This is a genomic window from Fervidobacterium sp. (assembly GCF_059913585.1).
Genome location: NZ_DBOLZL010000023.1, coordinates 136,027 through 160,919 on the forward strand (window position 1 = coordinate 136,027; position 24,893 = coordinate 160,919).

Annotated in this window: 23 protein-coding genes; 8 read left to right on the forward strand and 15 right to left on the reverse strand. The window is 38.6% G+C overall.

The window, feature by feature from the left end; translation table 11 throughout:
• Nucleotides 1-19 precede the first annotated feature (19 nt).
• The 15 genes from pheT to AC3M61_RS09290 form a co-directional block, all read right to left on the reverse strand.
• A complete protein-coding gene (pheT, locus tag AC3M61_RS09220) occupies nucleotides 20-2,362 on the reverse strand; it encodes a phenylalanine--tRNA ligase subunit beta (protein ID WP_500780555.1) in 2,343 nt (780 codons plus the stop codon).
• 39 nt (nucleotides 2,363-2,401) lie between these two features.
• A complete protein-coding gene (locus AC3M61_RS09225; RefSeq protein WP_500780556.1) occupies nucleotides 2,402-3,025 on the reverse strand; it encodes a hypothetical protein in 624 nt (207 codons plus the stop codon).
• 48 nt (nucleotides 3,026-3,073) lie between these two features.
• Nucleotides 3,074-5,515: a hypothetical protein gene (locus AC3M61_RS09230; protein ID WP_500780557.1), complete on the reverse strand. Its 2,442-nt coding sequence runs from the start codon at nucleotides 5,513-5,515 to the stop codon at nucleotides 3,074-3,076.
• Nucleotides 5,516-5,559: 44 nt separating this feature from the next.
• On the reverse strand, nucleotides 5,560-6,171 hold the full coding sequence (locus AC3M61_RS09235) for a bifunctional nuclease family protein (RefSeq protein ID WP_500780558.1): 612 nt from the start codon (nucleotides 6,169-6,171) through the stop codon (nucleotides 5,560-5,562).
• Complete coding sequence (locus AC3M61_RS09240; RefSeq protein ID WP_500780559.1) at nucleotides 6,152-6,946, reverse strand: lysophospholipid acyltransferase family protein; 795 nt, start codon at nucleotides 6,944-6,946, stop codon at nucleotides 6,152-6,154. The genes AC3M61_RS09235 and AC3M61_RS09240 overlap by 20 nt, the downstream gene beginning before the upstream one ends.
• On the reverse strand, nucleotides 6,933-7,598 hold the full coding sequence (locus AC3M61_RS09245) for a hypothetical protein (RefSeq protein ID WP_500780560.1): 666 nt from the start codon (nucleotides 7,596-7,598) through the stop codon (nucleotides 6,933-6,935). Before AC3M61_RS09245 ends, AC3M61_RS09240 begins: the two co-directional genes overlap by 14 nt.
• The gene (locus AC3M61_RS09250; protein ID WP_500780561.1) at nucleotides 7,595-8,065 is read right to left on the reverse strand and encodes a tetratricopeptide repeat protein; all 471 of its coding nucleotides are present in this window, start codon (nucleotides 8,063-8,065) and stop codon (nucleotides 7,595-7,597) included. Before AC3M61_RS09250 ends, AC3M61_RS09245 begins: the two co-directional genes overlap by 4 nt.
• A gap of 27 nt (nucleotides 8,066-8,092) precedes the next feature.
• The gene (locus AC3M61_RS09255) at nucleotides 8,093-9,628 is read right to left on the reverse strand and encodes an NHL repeat-containing protein (RefSeq protein ID WP_500780562.1); all 1,536 of its coding nucleotides are present in this window, start codon (nucleotides 9,626-9,628) and stop codon (nucleotides 8,093-8,095) included.
• Nucleotides 9,629-9,665: 37 nt separating this feature from the next.
• Nucleotides 9,666-10,283, reverse strand: a complete 618-nt coding sequence (gene plsY, locus AC3M61_RS09260; protein WP_500780563.1) for a glycerol-3-phosphate 1-O-acyltransferase PlsY — start codon at nucleotides 10,281-10,283, stop codon at nucleotides 9,666-9,668.
• Between the two features lie 53 nt (nucleotides 10,284-10,336).
• Nucleotides 10,337-11,038, reverse strand: coding sequence for a hypothetical protein (locus AC3M61_RS09265; protein WP_500780564.1), 702 nt, complete (start codon nucleotides 11,036-11,038; stop codon nucleotides 10,337-10,339).
• A 164-nt stretch (nucleotides 11,039-11,202) separates the two neighbouring features.
• A complete protein-coding gene (gene flgG, locus AC3M61_RS09270) occupies nucleotides 11,203-11,988 on the reverse strand; it encodes a flagellar basal-body rod protein FlgG (protein ID WP_500780565.1) in 786 nt (261 codons plus the stop codon).
• Between the two features lie 23 nt (nucleotides 11,989-12,011).
• Nucleotides 12,012-12,776, reverse strand: a complete 765-nt coding sequence (locus AC3M61_RS09275) for a flagellar hook-basal body protein (protein ID WP_500780566.1) — start codon at nucleotides 12,774-12,776, stop codon at nucleotides 12,012-12,014.
• A 26-nt stretch (nucleotides 12,777-12,802) separates the two neighbouring features.
• Nucleotides 12,803-13,813 carry a rod shape-determining protein gene (locus AC3M61_RS09280; RefSeq protein ID WP_500780567.1) on the reverse strand — a complete coding sequence of 337 codons (1,011 nt, stop codon included), beginning with the start codon at nucleotides 13,811-13,813 and terminating at the stop codon, nucleotides 12,803-12,805.
• Nucleotides 13,788-14,672 (reverse strand): DMT family transporter, encoded by an 885-nt coding sequence (locus AC3M61_RS09285; protein WP_500780568.1) that lies wholly within the window; start codon nucleotides 14,670-14,672, stop codon nucleotides 13,788-13,790. The genes AC3M61_RS09280 and AC3M61_RS09285 overlap by 26 nt, the downstream gene beginning before the upstream one ends.
• Nucleotides 14,673-14,698: 26 nt before the next feature.
• Nucleotides 14,699-15,232 carry a TIGR00725 family protein gene (locus AC3M61_RS09290; protein ID WP_500780569.1) on the reverse strand — a complete coding sequence of 178 codons (534 nt, stop codon included), beginning with the start codon at nucleotides 15,230-15,232 and terminating at the stop codon, nucleotides 14,699-14,701.
• Nucleotides 15,233-15,402: 170 nt separating this feature from the next.
• Here AC3M61_RS09290 and AC3M61_RS09295 point away from each other — a divergent pair, with 170 nt between their 5' ends.
• From AC3M61_RS09295 to AC3M61_RS09330, 8 genes are read left to right on the forward strand one after another with little or no spacing between them, the layout of a single operon-like run.
• Nucleotides 15,403-16,575, forward strand: coding sequence for a CheR family methyltransferase (locus AC3M61_RS09295; protein WP_500780570.1), 1,173 nt, complete (start codon nucleotides 15,403-15,405; stop codon nucleotides 16,573-16,575).
• Nucleotides 16,576-16,596: 21 nt separating this feature from the next.
• Nucleotides 16,597-17,373: a hypothetical protein gene (locus tag AC3M61_RS09300; protein WP_500780571.1), complete on the forward strand. Its 777-nt coding sequence runs from the start codon at nucleotides 16,597-16,599 to the stop codon at nucleotides 17,371-17,373.
• Nucleotides 17,374-17,431: 58 nt separating this feature from the next.
• On the forward strand, nucleotides 17,432-19,189 hold the full coding sequence (locus AC3M61_RS09305; protein WP_500780572.1) for an ATP-binding response regulator: 1,758 nt from the start codon (nucleotides 17,432-17,434) through the stop codon (nucleotides 19,187-19,189).
• A 52-nt stretch (nucleotides 19,190-19,241) separates the two neighbouring features.
• Nucleotides 19,242-20,915 carry a cache domain-containing protein gene (locus AC3M61_RS09310; RefSeq protein ID WP_500780573.1) on the forward strand — a complete coding sequence of 558 codons (1,674 nt, stop codon included), beginning with the start codon at nucleotides 19,242-19,244 and terminating at the stop codon, nucleotides 20,913-20,915.
• Nucleotides 20,916-20,972: 57 nt separating this feature from the next.
• Nucleotides 20,973-21,566 carry a chemotaxis protein CheB gene (locus AC3M61_RS09315; protein WP_500780574.1) on the forward strand — a complete coding sequence of 198 codons (594 nt, stop codon included), beginning with the start codon at nucleotides 20,973-20,975 and terminating at the stop codon, nucleotides 21,564-21,566.
• A 28-nt stretch (nucleotides 21,567-21,594) separates the two neighbouring features.
• Nucleotides 21,595-22,905: a GGDEF domain-containing response regulator gene (locus tag AC3M61_RS09320; protein WP_500780575.1), complete on the forward strand. Its 1,311-nt coding sequence runs from the start codon at nucleotides 21,595-21,597 to the stop codon at nucleotides 22,903-22,905.
• Nucleotides 22,906-22,953: 48 nt separating this feature from the next.
• Complete coding sequence (locus AC3M61_RS09325; protein ID WP_500780576.1) at nucleotides 22,954-24,219, forward strand: methyl-accepting chemotaxis protein; 1,266 nt, start codon at nucleotides 22,954-22,956, stop codon at nucleotides 24,217-24,219.
• Nucleotides 24,220-24,246: 27 nt separating this feature from the next.
• Nucleotides 24,247-24,888, forward strand: coding sequence for a nucleoside-diphosphate sugar epimerase/dehydratase (locus AC3M61_RS09330; RefSeq protein WP_500780577.1), 642 nt, complete (start codon nucleotides 24,247-24,249; stop codon nucleotides 24,886-24,888).
• Nucleotides 24,889-24,893 lie beyond the last annotated feature (5 nt).

Below are 24,893 nucleotides of genomic sequence, written 5' to 3' on the forward strand. Positions count from 1 at the left end.
TTTCGATTCACCACTTCTGTTAAAATCTTGGGTTGATACCGCATTCTTTCTTAATTCTTTCCTTTATATCTTCAAGTGCAAGGTCCACTTCTTCATCACTCAATGTCCTTTCCGGATGTCTAAACTTTGCGTAAATCGTTACACTGTAGAACTCATCGCCAACTTTTCTGTAAATGTCGTCTATACCCACCTCTTCAACAAGTGGGTTATCCTTGTAAATCTTTAGTAAATTCTCAATCTCATATCCAATTGGAATGAGATAAGACACGTCTCTGCGCACATACGGGAACTGAGGTAACGGTTGGTATGTTTTCCTTGCGTCTGCTGAATAGATAGTTTCAAGATAAATCTCACAAGCGTAAATTTCGTCTTTGACATCGTAAAGCTTGTCTGCAAGTTCAGGGTCTAAAAGCCCTACAAAACCTATCAATTGCCCTTTGTAGTAAATTCCTGCGGTTACAGTCGGAACAAAACCCTTCTTTTCAATCTTTTTAAAAGTAACTTCCAATCCAAATTGTTCGAAGAGTTCTTCCAATACACCTTTCATTGTATAAAGCGACACAGTTCTTTTGTCAGTGTAGTCCTTAACAGATTCTCTACCTGTTGCAACGAAGCCAAGAGCCTCTTGCTCGTGAGGTTTACCATCAACGATAGAAAATACCTTCCCAACTTCAAAGAGTCTCACATCTTTCATTTGTCTTTTGTAGTTGTAGGAAAGAGAATCGAGCAACCCGTAAAGAAGAGAAGGTCTCATCGTATCGAAATCTGAAATAATAGGATTGCTTATTGGGACACCTTTGCCGTTGATTTCAAAAATATCTATAACCTTACTTGCAGCGAAAGAAAGTGTATTCGCTTCATTGAACCCCATTGCTGTCATGAGGTTTTTGATTTCAAATCTTCTTTTCTGCTTTTCACTTCTTCCTTTCTCAATAGCGACCATTCTCGGAGGTTCCGCATGGAGATGTTCGTATCCATGGATGCGTCCTACCTCTTCCATAACATCCTCTGGAAGAGAAACATCGAAATATCTGAAAGACGGCACGTAAACGTCGTAACCATCCTTCGTTTCTTCTACCTCAAAACCGAGTGGCTCAATGTAGTCGCCAATATGTTTCACATCTATACCTAAAACTCTTTTCGCGTAATTCTTTGGAACAAATATTTTCCTTTGCTCTATTTTATGAGGATAGTTATCCACTATTTCTTTTGAAGGTTTACCACCCGCGAGTTCCTCAATCAATTGTGAAAGCCTTTCAATAACGAACAAAGCGTCGTCAAAATCAACACCTCTTTCGAAGCGGTAAGAAGAATCTGAGGAAACCCCTAACCTTCTCGATGCTTTTCTTATCCGGACAGGGTCAAACATCGCAACCTCTAACAAAACATCGGTTGTGTTACTTGATATTCCAGATTCTTCTCCTCCCATGATGCCACCAAGTGCGAGAAGCTTTTCACCGTCAGTGATAAGTACCTCACCGCCAGTAAATTCGTAAGTCTTGCCATCGAGTAATAACATCTTTTCACCAGGTCTTGCATCGCGAACCACTATCTTTCCATTCAATTTTGCAAGGTCAAAAGCATGGACTGGATGCCCAGTTTCAAGCATCACATAGTTCGTTATATCAACAATGTTGTTTATAGGTCTGATTCCAGATGCAATTAACCGTTTTTGCATCCACAGAGGGCTCGGACCTACCTTAACGTTCCTGATTACCCGCGCTGTATATCTCCAGCATCCATTGGTTTCTATGTGTACCTCAACTTTATCGTTTCCTTCTGCGTGTTTTACGCTTGGAATAGGGAAGTGAGGTTTTCGTTTTAACCCGGCAGATAATTCTCTTGTAACACCAAAATACGATAGCACATCGGGGCGATTCGGGGTTATCTCCATCTCAAAATACCAGTCATTTAAATCGAGCAGCTTGATAACGTCTGCTCCAAGTGGAAGTTCTTCATCCGTCATATAAACATGTTCACTTTTTTGTTCAAGTCCGAGCTCTTCCAAAGAACACATCATGCCCTGAGATGGAACCCCACGCATTACTTTTTCTTGAATTTCTACACCGTTTGTAAGCCTTGCTCCTTGGAGTGCTACAAAAACGTACTTGCCTTCTTGAACTGAAAGGTCTGCGGTTAATATTGTTTTATACTCGTTACCTATATTCACTTTGCAGACCACCAATTTATCAGCTTGAGGGTGCTTCTCAACACTCTCAATGCGCCCAACAACTATCGGACCACGGAGCGGGAAAACAGGACCTTCTTCTCCTATGTCAAAACCAAGTTTTGGTAGATACTCTGAAACTTCCTCTTTGCTAACATCGATATATTGATTAAGCCATTCCAAAGAAATTCTCACAAAGAGCACCTCCTGATTAGCCGTATTTCCATATTTTCTTTAGAATATCAAAAACTTCCAAATTATTGTAATCATAACCGCCGATAAAGGACTAATCCACCAAGTGTGAAGGTTAATTCGTTCACGTTTCCACAGTTTGTAAAGAAACCCCAAAACCAGTGAGAGAAATGCCAACCAATAACTTTTTCCAAGGAAAAACACGTAAAAAGCTAATCTTTCCGAGATACCATCTAGGTCGTTGTAATTCTCGTCACCTGGATAGAAGTTTTTGAACACATACGTCACAGCCATTGTCACAACAGCCATACCAAGTAAATAGAGAGCAAACTCTTTTGAGATAAATGAATAGATAAACAAGTCTGCCACAAGAAAATTCAAAATGAGTGCGATTATCAGTTCTGAGAGTTCAAGGATGTGTAATTTCGTCTTGTTGTCATGAATCTTTGTTCTAGTAAAATCTCCAGCAACATGGATTACCATCATGATAAGTAAAACAGCGACACCCTTTGGACTTTTTAACAGCGTGTCAAAAGTGAAAGCAAGAAGGGCAAAAATCGACCAGATGATATGTTCGAAAAGTTTGTACCCTTTGTAGTGTCTTATCTTAGCGTTATCAGTAAAACCGTGATCTGCTACGAAGTGAGCTAAGAACAGGTGTATCATTTAAGTAACCTCCTTCACACAGTGTCTAGTTCTTAGAAGTCTTTAATCTTAACCTATTTTGTAAATTAACAGTCCTTCACTCGTCATTAAATAGAGCTTATCTTCCCAAACGGTTGCATCATAAACTATCCCAGCAACGTCTTCAACAATTCTGTGAATGCGCCTTGCAGAAAAGTCTATAAGCGTTATAAAACTGTCGCCAACGGCAACAACGAAATTACCAGACCTATACAAGCCCAAGTTACCTATCCATCCTTCACCAACGTAAGCATACCTTCCCATCTTATCAAAAACGAGCAATCCGTACGCACGTGTTGTTGCTATGATGTAATCATCTACTACCATAGCATAGGTTATATCATAACTATTCCTTAACCCCAAAGGTGCAGTGTATTTGATACCATAGAAATACCGGTAAACCTCTCGGTTTGTTACAAATAGCAGTTCATTCCCATCGTATATAACCCTTCCATAAACCCCTTGCAATGTCGCCAGAACATTGCCGGTGTTATCAACAAAATCTACCTTATTATTGCTCCTTGGTTTGGCAAAGATAGCGTAATCTTTGGTAGCAATGAAATCATCCGCTGGAGTTTGCTCAAATGTGACCGTAGCCGCGAGTTTTCGATAGTAGACCTTTCGTTGTGTCCCATAGCTTACTCCATCAATTGTTTCCTTCAAACCTATCACAGACTCTTCCCATACTCGTGTGCCAGCAACATAAAGTCCTTTTTCATCTGCGGTATAAACTATCCCGCCGTAAACGGCAACCTGAGTGCCCGGATAGCTGTAGGTTCTTAAGAATTTAATGTATGGATTATCGCCTATCTTCCATTCATCCACGTAGAACCCCTCGGCAGGGCCGGAGGTAATGAACCGTTCTAAAATTTTCTCTTTTTCACTTTTAACACGCTCTGCAAACGTATCGTCTTTGTAAGCGGGAATCTCTGGGATTTCAAAGGCAAAGAACTTCTTTATCTCTTCTATGAACGGTTCAGATGAATAAAAGTCGTTCCAACTTCCGTTAAATATCTTTAAAGTCATGTACGGTAGCCGTGCTGAGTTTCTTGTGACCACACCATCTCCCAAATTCAAAGTTAGCTCAGGATAAAACTTCTCAAGTAAGCTTCCACCAACATCAATCGACAAAGGAGGGGTATTACCCATGTATGCTATTGTTGGTATATCACTCCGATAAGGAAGATACTGCAGACGTTTTAAGAATTCCGAATTAGGTAAGATGTCCGAGTAATAGATATTAACGGCTTCTATGTAAGATTTTAAATAACCTTGAATCGTTGCCACAATAGATTCCGGTAGATTATAAAGCAAAGCAGCTGCAGATGGCTTTGATGCATATATGGTTGTTGCCAAACGTGGGTCCACAACGTTTGTACCATAAAATGGTGTGGAGACATAAGCCACTTTTCTTATATTTTTTATCTCAGGATGCATCGCTAAGCAATAATAAAGTATAAGTCCGCCTACCTCGTGAGCTAACACATCGAACTGGACATTAGGATATCTTTTAAGTTCCTGGGCTAACCGTTCCGCCTCAAATACAACAGGACTTTTCATGTATTCAGATTGCTGGAACGCTCTAAATGCACGTGTATAATTATAAGATTTCGTGTCGTTCAACGGGTATTTATATACGTAAATCGACCTGTCAGGAAATACACCTTGCCATGTTGAAAGAGGCGTCACCTTTGCCGATTGGTAATAACCAGCAAAATTTGCATCACTGCCAGGGATAATAAGAAGTGGGGGATAAGCAGAAACCACGCGGTAAACTTCCTGGATACCAGTTTGCAAAACTTTTCCGGGAACAGATACAACTCCCAGCCATCTTGGAACCACGAAAAAGCTCGCCTCAACGAAATAACCTCTACTGTCCCTATCTATGAAGCTTCCAGGGATTATATTGTATACCTTACCATCACTACTCAGTCCGGCAAAAGCGAGAGCATTTGAATCGTTACTTCCAATGAGATTAGATGGGAAATAGTATCTGACCTTTATGGGCAACGTAGCCATATCGTATCTTCCATCGTTTGGTATTAGCTCGTAAATAGGGCTAACAAAGTTTCCGGAACTAACCATTCCTTGAACCGAATTCCCAGGAACAACCCTAACCTTGAACGATTTTTCGTACGGAAACGCACCAGGTGGTATCGAAATAATCAAATTCTCTACCGTCTGCGTTCCTTCTGACAAAAACGCTTCAGAGACCTTTGGACGTGAGAACAATATCCCCAAAACAACGATGAGAACAATCACACCTAAAAGTGTGAAGAAAAGCACTTTCCTATGCCAAAGTGTGCTTAGAAAGTATTTTAATTTTCCAACTAACCCTTTCATACCCTTTTCTCCTAAGGGCTTTTCTTTTGAAGGGGCTTGTGCAGATGTTGTTGATTCCTTTTTACTTTCCTTTCCAAACTTTAAAATACCTTTGAGCTTTGAAAAATCAAACTTCGGAATTTTTGGCATCAAAACCCCCCGCATAAGTTTTTAAATTAATCATATTAATCGATTTAGCCATCGTAATCTTCAAAGTTATCGTCATCCTGATTATCCTTATCCTGTTCACTTTCTCCACCTTCAAAATTTGTGAAATCTTCTGGATTGTCATTCAAAAGTTTCTTGAATTCGCTGATGTCCAAATTTTCAATGAACTTTTTAAATTCTTCTTCATTTTCCGATTCGCTTAAATCTTCAAAAGTAATCGCTTCCGTTGCGATGATTTCGTTTGTCACATATAGCGGAGCTCCGGTCTTCAACGAAAGTATTATACAATCAGACGGTCTAGCATCAATCTCTATAAATGGATTCATACCTTCCGCAGCTTCTTGTTCAGAAACAACAAGGTCCCTGAGAACGATTTTAGCGTAGAAGACATTATCTCTAATAGAGTGGATTACAAATCGCTCGATTTTCAAACTGAGCTCATTGACCAAATTGACAATCAAATCATGCGTCAAAGGCCTATCAAATGGTACCTTTTCGATAGCTATAGCCATTATACTCGCTTCGCATGCGCCTATCCATATTGGGAGAATTTTCTTAGTATTTTCTATCCCGAGTAAGACAACAGGTGTATTCGAAACCTTATCTAACACAAGCGCCTTAACAAACGCTCTTTTCATTTTCAATCACCTCTTTCAACTTTTCCACACCCTGTCTTATAACGTTCTCAACGTATGCTCTTAGTTCTTCCTCACTTCTGAAATTTTCTGGATAAACAACTTCTCCAAACATTATACCTGTTTTATTACCACTAACTATCAATTTATGTTTTGGAATTACCAGATGGTTTCCCCAAATAGATACTGGCAATATGGGAACTTTCGCTTTAAAGGCAATCTCCAAACTACGAGGCTTGAACGGTAAAACTTCCCCGTTGGGTGACCTTGTCCCTTCTGGAAAAATCACAAAATGATAACCTTCATTGAGCTTTCGCATAACTTCCCGAATCGCCGTTGCAGTTTGCCTCACGTTTCCCCTATCAATCAATTCACTGCCAAGGTATTTGAGATAAACGTTCACCATTGGGAACTTTTCAAGCTCTTTTTTTGCTATAAACGGTGTTGGACCAACGTATCCTATTATAAGCGGGATATCCAATATGCTCTGATGATTGCTAACAACAATATAGTTTGTGTTCACATCGGGCTTTCTACCACACAGAAATACCTTAACACCAAGTAGCTTGAATGCAAGCCTTCCAAATATCTCTATCTGTTTCAAAACAAACTTTCGCCCTTTTTCTTTCCCCAATATCCATCCGATTAGCAAAACAATAGAGCCGTAAACGAATATGTAAAGAAATGCACCTACAAGTAACCACAAACTTCTAAGGATGTTGAAAAGTTTTACAAATATATTTTCCGACTTTCTATAACTGCTGTTAATCTTTTCCATTGCTCTTCACACCCCACAGTTTGGCTATTCTAAAGAAGAAAAGGGATAGCGAAAGAACAAACGTAGCCCACGCAAATAATGTGTTGTTTAAATTAAACACATACTTATCAAAAAAGAACATGCCTATGGAAATCAATATGAATGAAGCCACCGCAGTTGCTATCAGTCCTATGAATTTAGAGCTGTTTTTAACTGCGTAGAAACCTCCAATCAGCCCTACAAGTAAGCCAAAGACTAAGTAAACATACCACTGAAGCGTCAAGTAGGATGTCAGAAATGATTTCAGTAAAAAATTCCCAGCCAAGAACGAGATTATGAAACTTCCCACAAAAATTATTGACTTATACAGCGAATAGAAAATCACAGCAAACACTACCGAAACTATAAGCGAGTAAATTAAGAAATTACTTTCCAAAGAGTTTGAGAACTGTGGGAGATATCTTTCCAAAAAGCTGAGAACAAAAGGGCTGATATATCCATAGCCCACGATTAACCCAACGGCAATAAGCGTAATTACTTCGAACAAATGTGGAAAAAGCAGAACAAACACAGAAAACGGAATAAAAATATGCCAACTTGACGCGAAAAACTCGCTCAACACTTTCAGATTTTGTATGTTAAAAAGTATCGCATCCATATTAAAACCGCTCACAATTCCAATCCTCCTTCTACATACTTTTCTACCTCGCTTTTTACCCTCTCATCAGAAAGCCTTTCTTTTGCCTTTTTCTTATTTCCCAGGGCTATATAACACAGTGCAAGCTGGACATCTAAATCAAAACTTTTCAAACCTAACTTTTCCGCTTTTTCGAAAAACATCACCGCCTCGTTGTATCTATCAACTTCCATAAGCGCACATGCAAGGTTGAAGTAAGCAATGGAAAAGTTCGGACATATGTGTATTGCTTTTCTATACATTTCAATAGCTCTACCCAACATCCCTTGTCTTCTAAATATATTACCAAGGTTGTTAAAAACTTCCGGTATCTCGTAAGGTATGAGCTTGTCATAGATTTCTATAGCTCTGTCATAATTGCCTTCCTCGGTTAATTTTATCGCCTCTTGGAGTAAAAGTTCTGCATTTTCGTTTCTTTCATTCCCTTGTTGTATCTGTGCCATACCCACCACCAATAAATCGTAAAAAGATTATTTGTTGTTCGATTTCGCTATGGAATTTAGTATCAATTTTTGAGTGTAGAACATAGTGTCATAGTAAAACTGTTCCTTAAACGACACCTTCGCACTAAGTTTGATAATTCCAGGTGGGACAGGTTTCAAGTAAGTCCACCTAGCAACCCACAGTATTTTCTTATCCAGAAGTTCTTCAGCGCGTGCCACACTGCCTGTGAACCTTGTAAGTATTGGACAATCTCCAACAATTTTGACTCCTTGAAGTCTATATGATATGAGTTCACCTGTGCATTTTTCAACTCTCATACTTCTAATATCTCTTCGTTCTGCGTAAATATCCGTTGGAACGTACACATCATGTTCATACATTGCCAAAGCGTATCTTATGTAATGCAGTTCGTCACCAAAAAGGTCTTCAACACTGATGTAAGCATATGCGTTATTCTCATCAAATGAAACTAACTGGATGTTCACAAATATAGGTTTGTCATCTTTGAAGAAGTACTGCTCAACTGCATTCCCTTTCCATTTAATAGCGAAGAGTGTAGGATACGAGTATTCTATGAAGTCTACATCTTTTATCGGATATTCATTTCCATTTGCAACGATTTTGTCCTTACCCAGATATATGATATCACCGTATGGAGTTACCTCAAATGACCATACCTTTTCCGGAAGGTTCATTTCATCAACCTTTTCCGTAGTATCTATTCTAAATATTTCTATTTTCTGCCTTAAAGCATCTAAGATGTAAAGTCTGTTCACAGTTAGTTCTGCGTCTAAACAGAATGTTCTTTGGGGTAGCTTAAACTCAACACTCTCCTTTTTGTTTGGGTTGAATTTTATAACCCTGTCAAAATCAACGATGTAAATGCTTCCAGAACGGTCTGAACCCGCAATATAAGGAACTTGAAGACCGCCTAACACTTCTTGTTCATTTTCATCGTATAACGACTTTTCACCAAGCAGGTATAGATTGCCATCTTTGTTGTAGAAAACCTGTTTCACATTCTTTGAAACCTTCTTGATTTTTGTCATTTTGTTATTTTTAAAAAATACCAACCTCTTATTCTTTTGGTCCAGAAGCACCAAATTGTCGCCGTAAACGCTTAAACTTGTCGGCGTCTGAAAGTATTCTATGCCTCGAACGTTTCCTTTTATCGAATCTATATAACCCAGTGCAAATGATTGAGAAGGTGCTAAATTAAGCCTTCTAAAATATCCAACTTTTTCCATCAAGTTATTGATGTCGTCATTTCTGACTAGCACCGTAAAGTTTTTAAAATCTTCCAGTGCTTTGTCCACTAAGCCATTGATAATGGCCAACCTACCTCTTAAATACCAAAAATGAGGCAATTCTTCCACATACACCCTACCAGACATCGACTTGAGTGCAAATTCATACGCACTTTTAAAATCACCAGCGTAGGTTTTCTCCAGAGCTTGAGTAAAATACATCCTAGCTGTTTCTTCGTCTATAACAGCCAAACTTAAAACTGGTATTATCAATAGCAAAAGATAACCGATTAGTAGAAAATACCTATTAAACACCTTTACACACATCCCATACCTGTGTTGGATCAAGGTTTCATTTCCCCTTACGCTCAAACTTGTCCATCCAGCCTAAGAAATAATCAACAACATTCGTTTTTCTCTCGTTACCAGTCAATAGCCTTTTAATATTCTCTTTGTGTCTGTAAACAGAAAACAATGCGAGAGCTAAGAAAATCACCCAGTAATCTTTTTTGAAAACAAGTGCAAAAAACGCACCAGCAAGTAACCCAACAATCGAACCCAAAGAGACGTATTGTGTTACTGCAACAATTGCGATCCATACACCAAGTGCGAACAAACCAGCTTGAGGATATACCGCAAAGAACGTCCCAAGTGTTGTCGCCACACCTTTTCCACCTTTGAATTTAACAAACGGGGAGTAGCAGTGCCCAATAACAGACATTGCACCAGCCATTACCATTGGATGCGCCCCAAATGGTTTGAATATCAAAACAGCGATAACTGCTTTCATAATATCAAGAAACATCGCCAGTGCACCGTATTTTGTTCCCATATTTCTCAGCACATTGGTACCACCGACGTTCCCGCTACCAACCTTTGTTATGTCAACACCTTTTAACTTCGGAATTATATAACTGAAAGGTATCGCACCTATGAAATATCCCAAAACGGCTGCCCAAACTAACGACACACCACATCCCTCCACGCTGGAAGCTACAATTTTAAACTAATCACACCATCAAGTTACCGCACATACTTCTCAAAATTATCCTCACCAACGAGCGTAATAAGAATCTCTTTGTAACTCGGATGTAGATTTATCATATTACTCAAAGCTTGCTTGATGGTTTCTAATTCCTCACCTTTGAAATCCCCACTATCGATTGCCTGAACCAAATCACTTACAATCTCTGGAATATCAAGGTATGAAAGCACCATCGCAACTTGTGCACCGAACATAAATCGTTCTTCACCTTCCAAAAGCATGTATCTAAGGAGTGGGTAAAATTGTTCTCCTGCTCCAAGTTTTGCTAAGGCTTCGTATATAACCAACTGTGCCTCTTCCAAATCGTATAATTCCAACGCCTTTGTAATATCGGTTACCAGCCTTCTTAACCCCAAATCCCCAGCCAAATCTATTAAGTAAAGCAAAGGTACGTCGTTCTTTATTCCGCTTTTTATCTTTTCTTTAATTGTCTTTTCTAACTTTGATGCTATCCTATCACCTAACCTGTACAAGACCTCAGTAACAATTTCTCTTACTTCGGGGTCATCATCTTCCTTCTCTAGCAAACTTATCATTTCATCGTAAGCATCTTCTCCTTTCTCTTCAACTATCCTCCGTATCAGCTCCTCTCTTTCTCTTTCTTGTGCCTCATTTCTTTCTTGGTCGTATCCTCCGTTATCTTTGTCAAAATCATCGAAAAGCTTTTCATCACCACTCACGATTCTTTGCTCCTCCTTTTGCTTTACAACTTTTTACTCTCGAAATATTCCACAATATTATATCACAATATTTCGATGTATAAACTACCAAACCATAGTTAAAAATAACCCCCAAGGCACACACCTCGGGGGTTAGATTATCTTTGCCTTATAAAGCTAAGCTATTATCTTCTCAAGTTACTTGCCGTTTGGAGCATTTGGTCTGCTGTCATGATTGACCTCGAGTTAAACTCGTAAGCCCTCATTGCGGTAATCATGTCAACCATTTCTTTAACCACATCTACGTTTGATTTTTCAACGTATCCTTGCATAATGGTTCCAAATCCGTCCTGACCAGCGGTTCCTTCAATTGGTTCTCCACTTGCCGCAGTTGCTACGTATAGGTTGTCTCCTATCGATTTTAAACCAGCTGGGTTGACAAACCGCGTTAAAGTTATCGTCCCAAGTTGCTCAATCGTTCCATCAGGTAACTCAACGGAGACGATTCCATCCGGTGAAACCGTAAGTGAAACCGCATTTTGTGGTACCACGATGGCAGGTGACAAGAGCAAACCATTTGCTGTTACAATTCTGCCTTGGCTATCTATCTTGAACTGACCATCCCTTGTGTAGGCAATTCTTCCATCTTGTAGTTGTATCTGGAAGAACCCATCACCACTGATAGCTAAATCTAGCGCATTACCTGTATTTTCTATATTTCCCTGCGTAAAGAGTCTTGTTGTCGCTGCAAGTCTGACTCCATGACCAACGTAGATACCTGTTGGTGTCGTTGAATTTTGAGCAGTTGCGGCACCTGCGTTCTTCGAATAACTATAAATTAAATCTTGAAATTCGGCTTTGACTTTCTTGTATCCTGCAGTATCAACGTTTGCGATGTTGTTTGAAACTGTGTCCATCTTGAACTGCTGAGCCCACATACCCGTTGCTGCAGTGTATAAACTGTTAATCATCTATACCCCTCCTCACCTTTTGATTACCTTAGAGCCCCTACACTGTTTATGACCTTGTTCAGTAACTCATCATGAATCACTATCGCTTTCGATGTTGCATCGTAGTGCCTTTGAGCCTCTATTAATTTCACCATTTCACGAACGACATTCACATTTGATTTTTCTACATATCCTTGTAATATCCTAAGATTCGAATTCGGGTCATCTATATTTACTATTTGTGCTTGACCGGTGAAGAGGGTTTCCCCCATTTTTCTTGGATTTTGAAGTGTGTAGATAGCTATTCTTGAAACAATATTCCTGTTGGCATCGTAAACATTTCCTGCTTCGTCAATGTATCCATTCTCAGGAAGTGTAACTGTTTGACCGTTTGTATCGAGCAAATAGTAACCCTGTGTATTTACCAGTTGCCTGTTGCTATTTACAATGAACTCTCCATTCCTTGTGTAAAACACTTCGTTACCTTTTCTGACTGCAAAAAAGCCTTCACCACTTATAGCCAAATGCGTTGGAATATTAGTTTGTTCTATAATACCTTGTGCGTAGTGTGTACGAATCTCATCGACGATGATAGCTTGCTCGACATCGCCTATTTTTGAAAATTCGACCCTTTTATTTTCAGGCTCAGGCTTAATACGATATATCTCACGTGTCAGGTAAGCTCTGAAAGTAGGTGTGTCGGCTTTGTAGCCGTTTGTTTCAACATTTGCTAAATTGTTTGACAAAACATCCATCTTTGTTACGTCGGCAAGCATCCCCATCGCCGCTGTGTACACACCACGGTACAAAGAAATCCCTCCAATTCAATCAAAGCTTATTTTTCATAAGTTACTGCAACATGTTTCAACAATTCTTCGTCTTCCAGTAACCTACCAGTCCCTTTCGCAACACACAGTAATGGTTCGTCGGCAACTCTGCAAGGCACGCCAATGTCTTCTTCTATAGCTTTGTCAATTCCTCTCAAAAGCGCACCGCCACCAGTTAATACAATCCCATGTTCCACAATATCAGCCGAAAGTTCAGGCGGGGTCTTTTCAAGCACAAGTTTTATCCTCGAAATGATGTTATCAACCACAGGTCGAATCATCTTATAAACATCCGTTGAGTTAATTACCTCTGTTCTTGGAAGTCCTGTTACCGCGTCTCTTCCTTTTACTTCCAATTCTAAATCTTCTACGTCCGGATGAACCTTTCCTATTCTTATTTTTATCTCCTCCGCTGTTGTATCACCAATCAGCAATCCGAAATTTCTTCTAACGCCTTTAACAATAGCATCATCGAGAGCATTACCGGCAAGTTTTATAGAATCTCCAACAACGATTCCTCCCATACTTATCACGGCGATATCTGTAGTACCACCACCGATGTCTACAATCATGTTCCCCATCGGTTTCATTACATCGAGTCCGATTCCAATAGCAGCAGCGGTTGGTTCAAGAACGATATGCACTCGTTTTGCTCCCGCTTTTAATGCCGCATCGTAGACTGCTCTTTGTTCAACACTCGTTGTCTTTGTTGGGATACCTATGACCATGTTACATTTGAAAAACAATCCTTTGTTGAGCTTTTTCATAAAGTATTTAAGTACTTCTGCAATGATGGTATAGTCTGCGATAACTCCATCCCTCATTGGTTTGACCGCCAAAATTTTGTCTTCCGGAGTCTTTCCAAACATCTCTTTCGCCTCAGAGCCAATCGCCAAAATCTTGCCAGTTTTCCTTTCGATAGCTACCACGGAAGGTTCGTTCAATACGATACCCTTACCTTGTTGGTAGACTATGAAGTTCGCCGTTCCGAGGTCAATTCCCAAATCGTTCTTTGCCATACTTTTCTCCCCTTTCAAAGATGTATAATCCTAATATCAACATTGTCACTCCCAGGATGTTGTAAATTGTTGGTTTTGACTTCATCAACACGAACTCTGATATAACCGTTACTAGTGGGATGAAATATATGAAATTTGTAGTCTTTCTGTCACCTATCATCTCAATTGATTTGTTCCACAACAAATATCCGAGTGCAGAACAAATAATACCAAGGTAAATCAAACTAACTACGCTCTTTATTTCGAATTTAGCTTGCATATTTTGTAAAAGAGAAAACGGAACCAGCGTCACAACGCCCCAAAATGTAATTGAAAATGTCTGGTCAATCCCCGCCACATCCTTTATCCTAACCACATAATGAGTATAGAATACCCAAGAAACCGCTGCACCAAATGCAAGAATATCACCTACTGGATTAAGCTTCATCAGCCGTCCGTTCAAAATAACAAGAGCAACTCCGACAAATGCTAAAACAGAACCCAGATAATGATACTTATTGGTTTTAACTTTGTGAAATATGTGAGTGAACAACACATACAAAAGTGGGACACTCGAGACGATAACCGCCGCATTTGTTGGTGAGGTATACCTTAGCGCTGTGTTCTCAAAAACGAAATACATAGTGATACCCCAGAATCCCGACCAAAAAGCATTAATATCTGCTATCTTTCTCTTTTTAGTGAATGGTAAAAGTACCAACAGCGCTATCACGAATCTATAAAGTGCCGCGGGAAATGGTTCGAAAACATTAACAACAAATTTCGTAGCAACAAACGATGCACCCCAAAAAATAGTCACAAGAACAACTGGAAGATATTTTAAAGTCTCCTTCAGTCTATATTCGATGGAACCTAACATACTCGTTTCCCTCTCCCTTGGTGGTTTTATTTTGATAATTTTTCAAGAATTCCTACAATTTCTTCTACACTCCAAGCCTGGTATACTTCCACTAATTTTCGGTTGTCAAGGTATTTCCCATCAATCAAAACATCTGCAATTCTATCTGTCCAACCACCCGTTCCCCGAAGTAGAATTACAGGTTTTCTATTCGCGTATGCCGCTAAAATTTCTATAGCCGTTCCTATCTCTCCACCCATAGATACCACAGCATCAACACTCTTAACAAGTATAAATGACCTCATCTGAAAATCTAATCCTGTTTTTATAACCAAATCGTTGTACTCATTCGAATCTTCTCCCTCCCATGGGAGTACGCCCACACAAAATCCCCCAACCGATTTCACACCCTTTGAAACTAATTCCATCACACCATCTCTTCCACCGGTGAATACGTGATATCTTCTGCCAAGTTCTTCTCCCAGTTTTAGGCAGAGCTCGGCAATTTCTTTAACTGGAGTCTCGTTTGGATTCCCTGAGTATCCTATCACGCCTACGTTCTTTACTTTCCGTGCATCCATTAGTTTCCCTCCATCGCCTAAGTTTTACTTGAGAGTTAATTCCGCTCTATTTTGAAAGTATATCATAAATACGTAAATAATTACAGATGATTTAATCCGATAATAACTTGGAATTATCTGAAAAGTGGTATAATTATTTCTGACAAAGTTTTACGAAGGGAAATGGTAGTATGCTCAATATCCTGAGCACATTTGAAGGCTCAAAAAACGCAATGCTTAAAAACCAGATTGAAGAAATACTAAAAAAGCACGGTATAAAGGCTCAAAAAATTCATATTGAAAGACTCATAAAAAACATCAAACCAATTTCTGAAATACTTACACCCGTGCTTCTTGAATCCATTGTTTTGGAGAACTTAACAATAGGAGAGTCGTATTTCTTCAGAGATATCCAAACTTTCGAAAAACTGAGAAAGATACTAAAAGAAAAACCTTCGTGGAATCTACTATCCATAGGTTGTTCTCGGGGTGAGGAAGTTTACTCAACTGCGATAGTTTGTAACGAAGCTGGGGTAGAGTGTTCCATAAAAGGTATTGATGTCAATTTCCAAAGAATATCACAAGCCAAGGTAGGTTGCTACAGCTTCTGGAGCGTTCGCTTTCTTTCAAAAGAACAGATAGAAAAATATTTCAATGTTGTAGATGGTAAATACTGCGTTAAAGAACAATACAGACATAACATCGAATTTTTTCACGGCAATATTTTAGATGCTGAACATAGCTTTTTTGGAAAGCGTGAAAAATTTGATATAATTTTTATAAGACGTGTCTTACTTTACATAGACCGAATCGATATAGTAATACAGAAAATTTCTACGTTGCTCAAAGATAGTGGATTTTTAATACTTGGTGCGGGTGAATACTTCCCAGAAGTTTTAGAACACTTCTCCCCCGCTTTTAACGACGTAGGAACATTTTACAAAAAAGTATCAAAACAAACTGAACATCCAGAAATCAAGACAACTAAATCCACATTCTTTGGAAGGCACAAAAAGTTAACAGAAATCGAAAAACTTGAAAGTGAAAAACAGCAAGAAATCGAGATTGCCAAACTACTCAAAAAAACATTTGAGGGGATAGAATTAGAGGAGCGTATCAAGTTAGTCGAAGAATATCTTTCAAAAAAGGCATTTCAAAAGGCATACGACATAATAAAAGAATCCTGTAAGAAATACCAAACCAATTATCTGCTCTGGAAATACAAAACGTTGATTGAACTTGAACTGAACGATATCGAGAGTGCGAAACAATCGTTGCAACGTGCTCTTTTTTTAAACAGTGCAGATGATGAGATATGGCAACTCAAACATGCTTTAGACTTTCGAACAAAGTTGAAAAAGTAAGCAATCAAAAGAGGTGGTTCGATGTCACAAGAGTTTTATTTTTGTGAAGTGGAACACAAAAACGGAGTTGTCCGGTTAGCAATAGATTCGAGCTTAGTAATTGGCGTCAGCGATGTTGCATTTCCAGCACCAAGGGAGATAGAAGTCTTCGGTTTCGCATTACACGATGGTTTCCTTTACCCTGTTGTAACACACAGTGGCTTAGAAGAACCTGTGTTCAAATATTATTTGATATTAAAAGAATACGCATTCGGTGTCACAAGAATCATCGAAAAAGCCCAAGCAGTTCCTATCCCATTTTCGCCAGATACTCCGTTAAATAAAGACGACCAGTTCAGAAAGCTGAGTGAATACAGCGGGGTTATTGTTGCCGTTGAAGACAACACACAACAACACTATTACGTTTACAACACATATTACGTTACCCTTCCCAAAACGGCACGCGTGGTAAAACAAGACAAGAAAAGTGAGGAAAAAGAACACATTAGAGAACTGAAAAGCAAATATATAATAGTTGGTAACACGTTTGCGATACCTTTACCAAAAGTATTAAATATCCTACCTGCCGATGTAGTTACACCTTTTAAAACGGAAGAATGGGATGGATTTATAGACTACAATAAAATTATCCCTGTCAAAAATATCGACGCCGGGAAGTTCGTTGTAATAACGCAAAACGTTGCATATAGAACTTCAAAAGTAGCCATTTCCGATGGTAATATTTTAACCAAAGAAACTTCCAATGAAACGTATCTTGAAACTCCGGAAGGTATATACAAAATCCTTGAGCAGTCCTAACTACCTTTAGTCGGCAAGTAAAAATAAAAAATTAAAAAATTTACAAAGGGATGATGGCATGGACTTCTTGGAAGTATTCCTTCAAGAATTGAACGAAAAAGGGCAAGAAGCGATAAATTTGATTAAATCATTCATCGAAAACAAGGACCCACATTCGATACACGAGATTTATCGCCTTTTTCATACGATAAAAGGTTCTGCAAGCCTTGTCGGTTTCGACAAATTTAAACAACTATTTCACAAAATCGAAGATTACTTCAAGCGACAAATGAACGGTGAAGATGTGATAACAGAAGACTTCATGCTGAAGTTACTCATGGTGGTTCCAGAAGTTCTCAAAAAAAATTCTGACCTCACAGATGATGAATTACAGCATTATTTGGATATCATAGAAGGTAGAAAAATACCATCAGAAGCAAAAGCTTACGTAACTTCAAGCGAAACCATCCCTGCTGAACTACTTCAGGAGTTACTCTCAAACACACTGAGCGCAGAAAACAGTCTCATGCGTGAGGATATTCAAAACGCACTCCGCGAAATTCGACTCGTAAAACAAAAGCTCGTATCTATACTTGAAAATACTTTCTACGTCAAGCTAAGACAAATCCTTGCGAACTTCGAAGTCTTAGTTATGCAAGAAGCCTTTTCGAATAAGAAAAAAGTAAAGCTCGAACTCCAGATAGGCGAAGAAAGAATCGAAAAGAAAGATTCCGAAATGCTTTTGAACATGCTAACCCACTTGGTGAGAAACGCTATTGCGCATGGTATAGAATTGCCAGAGGAACGCACTAAAAAAGGAAAACCCGAAGTAGGAAGAATAATAATCAGAAGCTATGTCCAGGGTAACGAATTGTTCTTAGAAATTGAAGATGACGGAAGAGGATTGGAATTTGAAAAAATCAGGCAAAAAGCTATAGAAAAAGGGTTGGGTAATCTAAAACCGGAAGAAGTTATTTTTGTCCCAGGTTTTTCTACGAAAGACAAAACAGATGAAACAGCAGGCAGAGGTATAGGACTCGATGTTGTGAAAAACTTTGCAACAGCACGAGGCGGAGATGTCGAAGTTGTTTCAGCAGCAGGCAAAGGAACAAAATTTATCGTCCATTTCCCAATCAAGACCTTCTTGGTGAGAGTTCTCGTTGTAGAAGCTGATGAATTGCGGTTCTGCATCGATTTACAAGATATATTGGAAATCGTTAGCAAAGCGGAAATCAAAGATGGACAGCTCAAGCACAAAGACAAATTGTACGATATAACCTTCAGTTGTACACTACCACGGTTCGCAGTCATTACGAAGAATAACAAAGCTCTTTTAGTGAGCAACTTAATAGGCATCTTCGATGGGCAGGTTTCTAGTGAAAGTTATGGGATGATAAAGGGTTTTGTAAAAAATATCTTTGTCTATCCTTTGCCAATAATATCACCGGAGCAATTCCTTAAACTCCAGAAACCTTCGGAAAAAGTCCGCAAAGTCTTGGTTATAGACGATTCCGTGGTAACAAGAACTATACTCGGAAAATTCTTAGTAAACTTTGGTTACACCGTTTTCGAAGCGGAAAATGGAATTGAAGGCATTGAAATAGTTAAAAAGGAAAATCCAGATGTTATTGTATGCGATGTTGAAATGCCTGGTATCGACGGCTTTGAAACAACAAGGAGAATAAGGGAACTAAACAAGGACGTGCCGATAATAATCTTTAGCACTCTTACAAGCGAACAACTCTCTAAAGGATTAGAAGTTGGAGCGAACGCGTACCTTTCAAAAGATGAACCACCTGAAAGATTGGTACGTTTGATTGAAAAGTTTATCCAGTAATGTTTAAAACCATGAAAAATTGTTGGAAAATTTAAATCTCGGGGGGACCATCATGAAAAACAAATCAAGAAGAGCTGCTTTATTACCTGTAGTTTTATTACCTGTAGTTTTCTTGGTTTTAGTAGTTCTGGGCTTATTTTCGATTTACTTTGAGGTCCTTTATGTGACCGAAAAAGTTAACGATGAATGGTTTGAAAAGACAAGAGAGCTAATTTATGCTCAAATCGAAACTCTTGTGAAATCAACACATTTCGTAAAAGCAACTGTTGATATCATACTGAGTGATAAACGTGCGATAGAACTATTCAAGAAAAGAGACAGACAGGGATTGTATAACTATCTGTTACCACTCTACGAAAATCTTAAATCTAAAGGAATTGGCCAGCTTCACTTTATAAATGCAGATTTAACTTCTTTCCTGAGGTTTCACAAACCAGAACTGTATGGAGACGACCTCTCTTTCAGAAAAATGCTTGTGAAAGTAAAGGAGACAAAAAAAGAATTAAATGGTGCGGAACCGGGTATAATAGGCTTGGTTTTACGCGCAATATCACCAGTGATAGTTGACGGAGAATTTATAGGTATAGTAGAAGCAGGAATAATATACGACAAAAGCCTTCTTGAAGATTTGGAAAAGGCCCTTGGTGGTTATGGCGAGCTCATTATCTTGTACGACCACTTAGGTAAGCTCGAAAAACCTACTATCATCAAAACGGATGACACTATCGAAATTATGAACGAAATCGATTTTGAAAAGTTTTTGTCCGACGAGAGATATTTCGTATTTAGAGATGGTTACTTATACCTCTCAACTCATTTCAAAAACATAGATGGTGAAACTGCTGCTGTTCTATTATTCAAAATCCCATTGCAAGATATCTACGCACAGCAAGTAAATGCCAAAAGACTTATTCTGGTGGGTATTTCAGCAGTAACTGTAATTCTTGCTTTCATGTCTATAATTTTGTACAGAAATACGAAAGAACAGATAACTTTTTCTGATGCCAGTGCAAAATTAATACAGGACTTTTCCGAAAACATAATTCAGACATCTTCATCCGCATCCGAAATAAAAGCCATGGCTGAAAATACGGAATCTGCAGTTACAGATGTAGATAAAGCGTTGCAAGAATTCTCTAACTACATTGAAGAAAGCCGAGCCGAAACTGAAGCAACACTTAAGGGATTAGCCGAATTCACAAGCACAATTGAACAGATAACAGAATATACTTCCAAGCTCGCTACACTAACAGAAACACTTAGCAGTCTTTCTGAGAAAATAACCGATATCTCAGATAATATCACAGTTTTAGCGATAAACGTGTCTATAGAAACTAGTAAAGAAAATATTGATAAAGAAGGCTTGGCAAGGATAGCAGAAATGATTATGGAACTTTCTAACAGTGCACGAAACCTTGCAAAAGAAAGCAAACATTCACTAGAAAACGTAGAAAATATAATCACATCCACAACTCTCATAACAGAAAAGGTCGTAAAAAGAATATCATCAGTTAGAGAATCTATTGATAACATCAGACAGGTCTCAGAAGCATCCGTGACGAACGTTGAGAAACTTGTAAACGCTTCCAGGCTCGCGCATGAATCGGTTGAAGAACTCTACTCCGGTATCGAACAATTAGAGGAAGCAATACTCAAAATAAAGGAAAGTGTGGAAAATTTCCGTGTGCAAATTCGTGAACATCGTAGCTCCTCAGCAAACGACTAAAATAATTAAAATATATTTGCAATATCTTAATAATTAATTCAATCGGGAGAATGTTATATGGCTAACGGAAAAAAAGTAATTATCGTGGGTTCAGCGGGAAGTCCATCGCAAGCTGTTGAGATACTAAAACTCGATGAGGAATTGAATTTTCCCGTTATAGTTAATATTCATTTCACAAGTAGTGCAATAGAAACCTTTGCACAGCATATACGTTCTGAAACAAATCAGAAGGTCACAGTAGTAAGAGAACCTGTTTTCTTAGAACCTGGAGTATACATCCCAGAAGGCGGAAAAGACCTGATTTTTCTAAGCGAAAATGTCATCAGTGTTGTTGATGAAACCACTTCAAAAGAAACGGTTCATCCTTCCATATCTGTTCTGTTCAGGTCAATGAAAAAATTCGCCAACAAAGATTTCGCAGTAATAGTCCTTGGTGGGTTAGGAAGCGATGGTGCAGAACACGTTAGTGAACTAAAAAAGAAAGGAGTCTATTTCATGATTGAAAGAGCACCAAAATTTCCATACCTTCCTGGGAATATTGCTAAACAACTTGGAGAACGATACGAAAGGTTAGAAATCGAAAGAATGCGGGAAATGCTTAAAATGTTTAACGCTGAGGCAAAACAACAAACAAAAAACGACAATACATGAACAGTTAAAAAATAAAGGGGTGACGATAGTGAAAAAGGTTCTCGTTGTTGATGATTCTGCAGTTTGGAGAACTTATTTACAAAACCTTCTGGAAATTCACGGATACACCGTTGAGATTGCGAAAGACGGACTTGAAGGACTGAACAGATTTTTTTCTTTCCTCCCTGATATTGTTATTGTAGATTACGTGATGCCAAAATTAAATGGTGTCCATTTCACACGATTTATCAGAAGCTTTAGTACATTTAAGAATGTTGGAATAATGATTCTCACAGGCGCTGAAGAAACTATAAACCCATTCTGGGCAAAGAAAAGTGGTGCTAACGCTTTTTTGAAGAAGACAGCAGCACAAAACGAAATAGAAAAAACGGTTTTAGAATTCGTATCTCAACCATTCTCTATGGAATGGTCGAGAGACCTTTACACACTCCACATTGAACCATTTGGAGAACTCGTTGATATACTTGAAGAGAGCCTTCGTGATTCAACTATAACAAAAGAAATCCTTCAACTTTCCGAGTACATTTACGACGAAAAACTGGTAATGAAAAAGATATACAACCTACTAACGGAACTTTTCGAGTTCGATAACTTTTACGCTTGCGTTTCGACATACTCCCATGCACGAGTTTACGCATTTGGAAACAAAGAGCTCGCAAATCCCGATTCGGTTTTTGAGAAAGCGGAAGAAATTAGATTCTTTAGTTACTTTAAATACATTGATGCTTACTATGAAGGAACGGAGCGAAAGATAGAAACAGCTATAGGAGAAGTGATAACAAGAAAAGAAGAACCTATCGGTTTCATAATCATTGAAAATCCAAAAATTCCAGAGGTTGCTGAAAGAATTCTTGCCCTTGCAAACTACAGTATCTCGCTGATTTTTGACCTGCTAAACTATCATATGCTACTCGGAACTCAGAAAGAATTAGAAGAGATAACCGGGGCTTACAACAGGCACGCAATAACTGCAAAGATGGTAAATTTAATTGATTTCTCAAAACGGAACCAACTGCCGCTTTCATTTGTCAGTATTAAGTTGCTAAACTTAAGAAAACTCTACACTTCGAAAGGCACAGAATACACAAACCAACTGCTGAAAACCTTCGTCAAATTCATTGAAGAACAACTTTCCGATACTGTCGCGAGAATAGAATTAGGCAAGTTCTTAGTTGTAATATTTGGAAAAACCGTAGTACAGGTTCAAAAACAGTTAGAGTCATTCCAAACCATCTTTAACGAATCTGAGGAACACAGAAACTTAAAAGAAATTGAAATGGAAACGAACCAATTTGCTTGGAATGGCGAAAGTGTCGGCGAAATTCTTGAGAAGGTGTAGAAGGCTGAAAAATCACCAAGTTAATTAAACTACAGGAGGAGACGGGTAATGAAAAAAGTATGGCGACTTTCTTGGAGTTACGCACTGACCGTTTCACTGTTTGTTATAGCATGGAGTAGCGTATTGCTTACGATAATTATTCCGCGTATCAACAAAATAGTCGAACAAGTGAGCACAAAATCCTTCTTGCAGGAAGTTATCTCAATCACAAATGCAGGCATGTCACAAAAAGTTTTCGAGAAGCAACCAACTTTTGGTTATTACTATCTCATCGATGAAAACGGTATAACTATTGAGCACACAGAGAAAGAAAAAATAGGATTAGACGTCAAAAAAGTTGTTCCGGGTTTATTTGAATACATGCAAGCTAAGAAAAACGGAGTTTATACATACCCATACGAAGGTGTTAAACGATACGTTGCGTTCGCTTTCGATGGAAAATACTATTTAGCTCACGCTGCTCGTCATGATGAACTATATGGTGAACTCGAAAGTTTCCTTTCAAGCTTTTTCAAATTCATTGTTCCAATACTAATCGTACTTACCTTTGTAGCTGGCTTTTTTGTTGCAGAATTACTTCTCAAAAGGCCAAGGTATCAACTTCAAGTTTCAAACAACCTTGTGAGAAATATCTCAGAAAATGTTATTCAAACGTTCTCATCTGCTTCCGAAATCAAAGCAATGGCTGAAAACACAGAAGGAGCAACTACACAAGTTGATCGTTCTCTTGAAGAATTCGCTGCATACTTAGAAGAAAGCCGTGCGGAAACCGAGACGACAATCAACGGTCTCAACGAATTCACCAACACCATCGAGCAGATTACCGAATACACCTCAAAACTCGCTATGCTTACAGAATCTCTTGGCAAACTAACGGATAAGATAACAGACATTTCAGATAGTATTACCGTTTTAGCGATAAACGTATCGATAGAAACAAGTAAGCAGAACATCGATAGAGAGGGACTCTCAAGGATTGCTGAGATGATTATGGAACTATCCAATTCTGCTCGCAATCTAGCAAAAGAGAGCAAACAATCACTTGAAAACGTAGAAAACATCGTCACATCAACAACACTTATAACAGAAAAAATTACTAAGAGACTAACTTCTGTAAGAGAGTCACTTAACACCATTTTGCAGGTATCACAGGCATCCACAACAAACGTTGAAAAAATCGTTAATGCATCAAGAACAGCACACGAAGCAGTTGAACAGTTATATTCTGGAATAGAACAATTGGAAGAAGCAATCTCCAATATAAAAGATGAAATTGAGAGATTCAAAGCAGAGCTTGAAAGGTTTATTATTTAATTAAAATCTATTTTAGGGGGCTATTGAATGTACGAACAAGAAAAAAGCATTGAGCATCACGGAGAATATGTGTTCTTCGAATATTCACCGCTTTTCAGACATATGGCCATTCTCCAAGCCTTGGCAGAAGGGATAACAAAACATTCCGAGTTAGCTTTGAAATCAGGCATTGTTCCCTCACTTGTGAATAAATATTTGAAAGACTTCGAGAAAGAAGGGTTAGTCGAGAAGGTAAATAGAACCTACAAATTAACTAACAAAGGACTGATTAGACTAAACTATCTGAGGCTGGGCTATCTATCAGAAATTGCACAGATGTATAAGAATATCGAACTCAAGTTTGCAGACATTTTCCTGAAAATCGCTGGCAAACGGGACCTATGCATCTATGGAGCAGGTGTTGTGGGCAAAATGTTGGTGCACTTAATTTCAACAAGGCAATCTCACAACATCGTTGCCTTCCTGGATGAGGATGAAAACAAGATTGGCACCAAGATTGAGGGGATAACTGTTTACCCTCTTGAAACAAGGATTTCAGCCGACGCATACCTTGTTGCTTCGTTCAAAAATGGTGAAATAATGGCACAAAAGCTACTTGAGCACGGTTATAGAAACGTTTATACAATTGAATTTTCCAAAGACAAGTTAAAACTTGTGTGGAAAGGATAACCCAA